At 68.5% G+C, this 7,462-nt stretch carries 8 protein-coding genes; 2 read left to right on the top strand and 6 right to left on the bottom strand.

From position 1 onward, the window contains the following. Positions 1 to 252: 252 nt before the first annotated feature. Positions 253 to 1,179 carry a LysR family transcriptional regulator gene (locus MHA02_RS11540; protein WP_238180182.1) on the bottom strand — a complete coding sequence of 309 codons (927 nt, stop codon included), beginning with the start codon at positions 1,177 to 1,179 and terminating at the stop codon, positions 253 to 255. Between the two features lie 87 nt (positions 1,180 to 1,266). Between MHA02_RS11540 and MHA02_RS11535 the strand changes: the two genes are divergently transcribed. Beyond that, positions 1,267 to 1,923, top strand: a complete 657-nt coding sequence (locus MHA02_RS11535) for an SDR family NAD(P)-dependent oxidoreductase (RefSeq protein ID WP_147078782.1) — start codon at positions 1,267 to 1,269, stop codon at positions 1,921 to 1,923. A gap of 191 nt (positions 1,924 to 2,114) precedes the next feature. On the opposite strand, the gene MHA02_RS11530 is transcribed toward MHA02_RS11535, so the two are convergent. From MHA02_RS11530 to MHA02_RS11510, 5 genes are all read right to left on the bottom strand, one after another. Further along, positions 2,115 to 3,863 carry an ATP-binding protein gene (locus tag MHA02_RS11530; RefSeq protein ID WP_147078781.1) on the bottom strand — a complete coding sequence of 583 codons (1,749 nt, stop codon included), beginning with the start codon at positions 3,861 to 3,863 and terminating at the stop codon, positions 2,115 to 2,117. Continuing rightward, positions 3,847 to 4,170 (bottom strand): circadian clock KaiB family protein, encoded by a 324-nt coding sequence (locus MHA02_RS11525; RefSeq protein WP_147078780.1) that lies wholly within the window; start codon positions 4,168 to 4,170, stop codon positions 3,847 to 3,849. Before MHA02_RS11525 ends, MHA02_RS11530 begins: the two co-directional genes overlap by 17 nt. Further along, entirely contained in the window at positions 4,167 to 4,505 is a 339-nt protein-coding gene (locus MHA02_RS11520; RefSeq protein ID WP_147078779.1) for a circadian clock KaiB family protein, read from the bottom strand. Before MHA02_RS11520 ends, MHA02_RS11525 begins: the two co-directional genes overlap by 4 nt. Continuing rightward, positions 4,502 to 6,190: a circadian clock protein KaiC gene (gene kaiC / locus MHA02_RS11515; protein WP_147078791.1), complete on the bottom strand. Its 1,689-nt coding sequence runs from the start codon at positions 6,188 to 6,190 to the stop codon at positions 4,502 to 4,504. Before kaiC ends, MHA02_RS11520 begins: the two co-directional genes overlap by 4 nt. Before the next feature lie 122 nt (positions 6,191 to 6,312). Continuing rightward, on the bottom strand, positions 6,313 to 6,786 hold the full coding sequence (locus MHA02_RS11510) for a copper chaperone PCu(A)C (RefSeq protein WP_170249183.1): 474 nt from the start codon (positions 6,784 to 6,786) through the stop codon (positions 6,313 to 6,315). A gap of 210 nt (positions 6,787 to 6,996) precedes the next feature. Between MHA02_RS11510 and MHA02_RS11505 the strand changes: the two genes are divergently transcribed. Continuing rightward, positions 6,997 to 7,302, top strand: a complete 306-nt coding sequence (locus MHA02_RS11505) for an alkylphosphonate utilization protein (RefSeq protein WP_147078777.1) — start codon at positions 6,997 to 6,999, stop codon at positions 7,300 to 7,302. Positions 7,303 to 7,462 lie beyond the last annotated feature (160 nt).

Here is a 7,462-nt window from a genome sequence, read left to right as displayed (position 1 = left end):
GGGGCGGTTCAGAATTGGGTTTGGGCTGGCGGGACTGGTTGTGCCCGAGCGCCTATTGAGATGGCTCAGGACGCCCTGGTGACTCCCCTAAACCGGACATTCTTGAATAGGTACACTTCGGCTGCTGTAGGTGGGGAGCCGAATTTGACCCTTCGCCCTGAAGCGGACCTTCCCGTTTCGGCCCTTGGCAGAAGGTCGGAATGTCCGCTTACGGGCGATCATTGAAATACTCTGGAGTTTTGTCCTGCCCGCCTATCGCGCCCACCCGGCTTTGATGGCCTGAGCAACCTCGTCCACGAACAGGCGCGTCTTCGCCGGAACCAGGCGGCCGGGCGGTAGGATGGCGTAGACGCCGCCGCTCTTCTTCCCTCCCCAGCCCGGAAGCACCTCGATCAGCCGCCCGGCGCGAAGCGCAGGCCCAGCCAGCCAATCGGCCGTGAACGTGATCCCTGCGCCTTCGACGGCCGCCGTGAGCAGCACTTCCGAGTGATCGGCCACGAGGGTGCAGTTCGGACGCACCGTGTGGCGCTTTCCGTCCTTCGTCAGCGGCCAGTCGGGCCATGCTGCGTAGCCGGTGAACCCGAGGCAGGCGTGCTGCATCAGGTCGTCGGGTGCGCGTGGTGTGCCATGAGCGGAGAGGTAGCCCGGCGATGCGACGAGCAGGTTCCGGTAGGACGCGATCCTGCGCGTGGTGAGCGAGCTATCCCGCTGCTCCCCGGCCGCAACCCGGATCGACACGTCGAACCCTTCCGCGACGACATCGACGAAGCGATCCGTCAGCCGAAGGTCGAGGCGGATTTGCGGGTGCCGAGCCAGAAACGCCGGCAGCAGCGGGGCAATCCATGCCCGCCCGAACGATACCGGAACCGACACCCGCACCAAGCCCTGCGGGCTGGCCGCGTTGTCGGTGGCTTCTCGGTTGGCGCTCGCCAGTTCGTCCAGCAGTGCTTGCACCCGGCGACAGTAGGCCGAACCCACTTCAGTCAGGGCCACCCGTCGCGTCGTGCGGGAGAGCAGCCGAACGCCGAGGCGTTCTTCAAGCTGGCTGACCCGGCGCGATAGCACGGACGCATCCCGTCCAAGCACCTTCGCCGCCGCGATGAAGCTGCCAGCTTCCGCGACCGCAACGAGGGCCGCCAGCTCATCCAGGCCGCCCAGCTCCTGCAATTCCTGCATCATCCGCAGGAGTTAAATGCGGCTTCCCCGGATTATTCAAGCTGCGTGCAAGGGCTACCTTCGGCGTCATCAGCAACGAGGAGTTCAGCTATGACGACGTTTCTCAGCATCGGTTCCGGCCCCGGCATGGGCCTCGCCACCGCCGAGCGGTTTGCCCGTGAAGGCTTCCAGGTCGTCTTGAGCGCCCGGAAGGGTGACAAGGCACAGGAGCTGGCCGACCAACTCAAGTCCAAGGGCTACAAGGCCGAGGCTCGCACAGTGGACGCAGGCGACCCGGCGAGCGTCGCGGCACTCATCGCCGACGTCGAAGGCACGTTCGGCGGGATCGATGTCCTGCACTTCAACGCCGCCTCGATGCGCAACCAGACCTTGGCCGATCAGCCGCGCGACAGCTTCAACACCGACTTGGCTGTGAACGTCGGTGGCGCCATGGCCGCCACTCAGGCCGCGGCCACGAAGATGCTCGCACGCGGCTCCGGCTCAGTCTTGCTGACCGGCGGCGGGTTCGCGCTCCAGCCGCATCCGGAATACCTCTCCCTCAGCATCGGCAAGGCGGGCATCCGCGCCCTGGCGCAAGGCATCTTCGACACCTTCAAAGAGAAGGGTGTCCACGTCGCCACCGTCACCATTGCGGGCTTCGTGAACAGCGAGAAGGACGCCACGGCGGTTGCCGAGCATTTCTGGCAGCTCCACAGCCAGCCGTCCGGCTCGTGGGAAGTGGAGGCGATGTACACCCCCGAAGGCTAACTACCACAAGTACCGGCCAGAAAACGGCTCCGCTGGCGCGGGGCCGTTTTTCGGTCGGAGGCAGAACGTCTGCTTCGGGCCGACGGGGAAAGCGCTGGCCTCCACCCGTGCCGGACATTCAACGCGGGCACCTACCGCTGGAAGCCCGCGCCCGATCGTTCCCTCGGGCAGCGGCGATTGCTCCAGAAGCGTCAACTCCCCCGCTGCCGCGTGATCTTCCGCAGCACGCGCGACAGATCCTCGACCGCGTAGGGCTTCCTCAACAGCTCGAAGCCCTGGGGACCCTCTTCGGCAAGCACGTGGCTGTAGCCGCTGGTCAGGACCACCGGCAGGGCCGGGTAGAGGCGGCGGATCTCGCGGGCCATCTCGACGCCGTTCATGCCGGGCATCACCACGTCGGAGAACACCACGTCGAACCGCGATGCGTCCTCGACGAGGAGCAGCAGCGCCTCGGAGGCGCGGGCCGCCCAGGTGGTGGTGTAGCCGAGGTCCTGCAGGAGCTGCGTCGAGAAGGCGCCGACGTCGGCGTTGTCCTCCACCACCAGTACGCGGCGGCCGCCGCCGGTGTCGCGCTGGATGCCGCGGGTCGAGGGGGCCGATCGTGCGGCGCCCGTGCCGGGCTCGACCTGGGGCAGATAGAGCGTGAAGGTCGAACCCGCGCCGAGCGCGCTCTCGACGCCGACGGTGCCGCCCGATTGCTTGGCGAAGCCGAAGACCTGCGAGAGGCCGAGCCCTGTGCCCTTGCCGACCTCCTTGGTGGTGAAGAACGGCTCGAAGATCCGCCCGATCTTCTCCGCCGGGATGCCGCAACCGGTATCGGTGACGGCCACGGCAACGTACGGCTTCGGATCGGCCGGCTGCCCAGCCGGCGCCGGCATCGTCGCCCCGCAGAGCACCTGGAGCTTCAATTCGCCCTCGCCCTCCATGGCGTCGCGGGCATTGACGGCGAGGTTCACCAGCGCGGTCTCGAACTGGCTGACATCCGCCTCGATGCAGCAGGGCGCTGCGTGCAGGACGCGCTCGATGCGGATGCGCGCGCCGACGATGGTGCCGAGCATCTCGGTGATGCGGTGGACGCGGTCGTTGACGTCGAAGGTCTCGGGCTTGAGCGATTGCCGCCGGGCGAAGGCGAGGAGCTGGCCGGTGAGCCGGGCGGCGCGCTCCACGGTGTCGGCGATGGCGTCGACGTAGCGGCGGTGGCGCGCGGGGGCGAGGTCGGGCCGGCGCAGCAGGTCGGTCGAGGACTTGATGATGGTCAGGAGGTTGTTGAAATCGTGGGCGATGCCGCCGGTGAGCTGGCCCACCGCCTCCATCTTCTGGGCCTGCCGCAGCGCATCCTCGATCTGCTCGCGCTCCTCCCCCTGGGCGCGCAGCTGGGCGTTCGCCTCCGCCAGTTCGTGCAGGTGCAGCTTCTGCTGGGTCAGGTCGGTGACGACGCCGCAGAGCAGCGGCGCGGTGTCGTCGCGTTCGAGCTGGCTCAGCGAGACGTTGGTCGGAAGACCGACGCCGCCGACCGCCTGCAGGCAAAGCTCGCCCCGCGCGCTGCCCTGAGCCGCCGCGCGCAGGAGATGCTGCAGGGCCAGGCCGTCATCGGCGGCGACGAAGGCGTGGAAAGGCTGGCCGATCAGGCGCTCCTGGCGCAGGCCGAGCATCTCCGTCATCCGGCGGTTGCAGTAGAGGATGGTGCCGTCGGCCGCGAGGGTGAGCGCGCCTTCCTGGATCTGCTCGATCAGGACGCGGTAGGGACGGTCCGCGTTCTCCAAGGTGTAGACGCGCTGATGGTCGTCCGGCCCCTGCACCACCACGGCGTCAAAATCGCCGCGCCGGATCGCAGCCAGCGTCTCCTCGCTCTCCTCGAGACGTGCTTCGAGCTCCCGGATGCGGGCGCGGTCGGTCTCGGCAGCGGTCACCTCGGCCATGGCATCAGGAGCCGTGCTCATCGTAGAGCCCGATCGCGGATGGGAGGCCGAGGCCGCGCAGTACGCGCGCCTCGTCGGAGAGGTCACCGATGATCTGGCGCTCCGGCAGGGGCGTCAGCTTCAGCAGAGTCGGGGCGGCGACGATGCGGTTGGCCTTCGCGATCTCCGGCTGCTGATAGATGTCCACCACTTCGAGATCGAACCGGCCGGCGAGGTGCTCGGCACAGATCCGGCGCAGGTTCTCGATCGTGCGGCGCGAACGCGGTGCCGACCCGGCGATGAACAGCCGGAGACGGTAGCAGGCCGGATCGGACCCATGATCGTTCAAGGTGTCGCTTTCGGGCGGATATCGAGGCCGACGAGCACTTTGTCGGTGTTGGAGAGGTCGCCGATGATCCGCTTCAGCGGTTCCGGCAGGCGGCGCACCAGGGTCGGGATCGCCAGGATCTGGTCGCCGGCGGCGAGCTGCGGGTTCTTCAGGAGGTCGATCACCTCGATCTCGTAGCGGCCGGCCAGATGCTCCTCGCAGACGCGCTTGAGGTTCGCCAGCGCCGTGACGGATTTGATGGTCTGTCCGGCGACGTAGAGGCGCAGGTGGTAGTGGCCCGGTTCGAGATCCGCATCCGCGTTGGGATCGGTCTCGGTCGCGATGGTCTCGGTCATTCCGCAGCCCCCCGTCGTCCGGCGATCGTCGTGCGTTCCTGTATCAGCAGGGTCTCGCGCAACTCGTCCTCTCCGAGGATCACCTGCTCCTCCTCATCGGCAAGCTCCAGGCTCGCGCGCAGTTCCGCGATCTGGCGCTCGATGCTCTCGCGGCGGCGCTGCACCTCGCGGCGGCGGCGCTCGGAATCCTGGCGGCGGCGCAGCAGGGCGGCCTGCTCCTCGGCCTCCTGGACGATCCGGGCGGTCCCGGTGAGAACGCCGGCCGGGCCGACATAGGCGTCGACGAGCCGTACACCGGACGCCGACATCTGAAACTCCCGGACCTGGTTCGAATGGCTCATGCCGCGCGCCTTGATGACGTAGAGCGTGCGGGTGCGCTCGCCGTTGGCGTCGACGTCCTGCAGCTTGATCCAGGCATCCATCATCGAGGACAGGCCGAGATCGCCGGCCTGGTCGAAAGTGCCGTCGGTGCGCAGGCTGGTGAACACCGCCGTGATGCCGCGGCTCTTGAGCATGTCGACCATGCGCAGCAGCGTCGCCTGCAGCTCGTTGGCCGGACCGCGCAGGGCCGAGACCGGATCGATCACCACGATCGAGGGCTGAAACTGCTCGATGTCGCGATTCATCCGGGCGAGGTGCATTTCCAGCCCGTAGAGCGACGGCCGCGCCGCCTCGAACTTCAGCAGGCCGTCGTCGATATGCGGTTCGAGGTCGAGCCCGACCGATCGGGCGTTGCGGCAGATCTGCGCGCCGCTCTCCTCGAAGACGAAGGCCAGGCAGCGCTCGCCCCGGCGGCAGGCGGCGTCGAGCAGATGCGCGGCGATCGTAGTCTTGCCGGTGCCGGCAACGCCCGAGATCAGGACGCTCGACCCGCGGAAGAACCCGCCGGGGCCGAGCATGGCGTCGAGCCCCGCGATACCCGACGAGAGCACGTCGCTCGACGCGCCGTAATCGAGATCGGCCGAGGTGACGGGCAGGACACTGATGCCCTGCTCGTCGATGAGAAACGGATACTCGTTGGTGCCGTGCGCCGAGCCGCGATACTTCACGACGCGCAGGCGACGCGTCGTGATCTGGTCCTCGACGCGGTTGTCGAGCAGCACCACGCAGTCGGAGACGTATTCCTCCAGGCCCTGGCGGGTGAGGTGGCCGTCGCCACGCTCGCCGGTGATGACGGCGGTCAGCCCACGATCCTTGAGCCAGCCGAACAGGCGGCGGAGTTCCGAACGCAGCACGGCGGCGTCCGTGAGGCCGGCGAACAGCGTCTCGATGGTGTCGAGCACGACGCGCTTGGCGCCGATGGTGTCCACCGCATAGGCGAGCCGGATGAACAGGCCGTCGAGGTCGTATTCCCCGGATTCCTCGATCTCGCCGCGCTCGACCCGGACATGGTCGATGGCGATCTTCTTCTCAGCGACGAGGCCGTCGAGGTCGTAGCCGAGCGAGGCGACGTTGGCGGCGAGGTCCTCGGCCCGCTCCTCGAAGCTCATGAACACGCCGGGCTCGTCGAACAAGGTCGCGCCGTTGACGAGGAACGTCACCGCGAACAGCGTCTTGCCGCAGCCGGCGGCGCCGCAGACCAGCGACGGCCGGCCGGCGGGCAGCCCGCCATAGGTGACGTCGTCGAAGCCGGAGATGCCGGTGCGCGCCTTGGGCAGCGCCGAGGCGGTCGAAGGTTCAGGCACCACGTGATCGGTATCCTCAGGCGTGGAAGCGAACGGCCGATGGACTCACACGCCGTGAGGACTGCCCGCATCCCGAGGGTTGGGATGGACCGCGATGCGGGCCTTGGCAAGGGCAGGCGCCCTCAGCGTCCCCGCCGGCCACCACTCTTCTGCCCGCCGCCCTCGATCGCGAATTCGAGGACGATCGGCCCGGCCTTCTCGAAGCGCAGGATGCTCTGCGCCGTGTTGCCCCGTTCGAGCGGCCCGATCAGCCCGGTGAACATCAGGTGAGGGCCGGCCGGGCCGAGCGTAACCGTCTCGCCCGGAGCGATCACGAGGCCGCCCGCGATGGCCTGGGTCGCCTTTCCGCCGCCGGTGACGATCTCGACGTGGCCGGCATCGACGAACGAGCCGCTGATCAGCCGGTCGGCCTCGCGGCCGGTATTGGTGATCGTGAGATAACCGGGCGCGACCTTGGCGCCCTCGGGCGTCGCCGGCGCCCACGGATGGGCGATCTGCAGCGCACCGACAACATAGTCCGCGGCGCGCGGCGCGCCGGTCCCGCCCGCGATCAGGGCGAGCGTCAGCGCGAGCAGCGTTGTCTTGGTCTGTCTCATCATGTCCTCGGGATCGATCGGCGCGGGGACGCGGGGTCTCGCGCGAAGCCTGCTGCAACCGGCATTCCATATCCGCGCCGGCCGCTACCGGGGGAGGTGGCGCGGCAGTCGGTCGAGAATGCGGCGGAGCCGCTCACGGATCCGCGAGACGGCGCTTGCCGGCGGCCCCTCCGACCGCGACAAGGCGGCTCCTTCGAAGCGGAGACGCACGTGACCGGCGACGACGAAGACTGGGTCTACGACGAGGCCCGCGGCGAGTGGGGTCCGGCCCCGACCGCGACGGCGCCCGCTGCCGCCGCGCGGGCCGAGACCCGCGACGCCTCGGGCACGCCGCTCGCCGACGGCGATTCCGTCACGCTGATCAAGGACCTGAAGGTGAAGGGCGCGAACCAGACCCTGAAACAGGGCACCGTCATCAAGACGATCCGGCTCACCGACGACCCGCAGGAGATCGACTGCCGCCACGACGCGATCAAGGGTCTCGTCCTGCGGACGGAATTCGTGCGCAAGCGCTGAGCGATCGGAGGCTCGAACCTCTGGGAGAGCGTAACGAGCAAGATGGCTGTCGGCAGGTCTTGCCGCGATCGGACCGTGATTGGGGCAGCCCGGCGGAACCCGGGCTCACGCGGGTGCGTGACGACCCGCGTTCGGACCCGGACGGCGAAGCCCGGCATGG

It is taken from the genome of Methylobacterium haplocladii, from assembly GCF_007992175.1.
Lineage (GTDB): Bacteria > Pseudomonadota > Alphaproteobacteria > Rhizobiales > Beijerinckiaceae > Methylobacterium > Methylobacterium haplocladii.
This window is presented reverse-complemented; position numbering and strand designations above follow the sequence as displayed.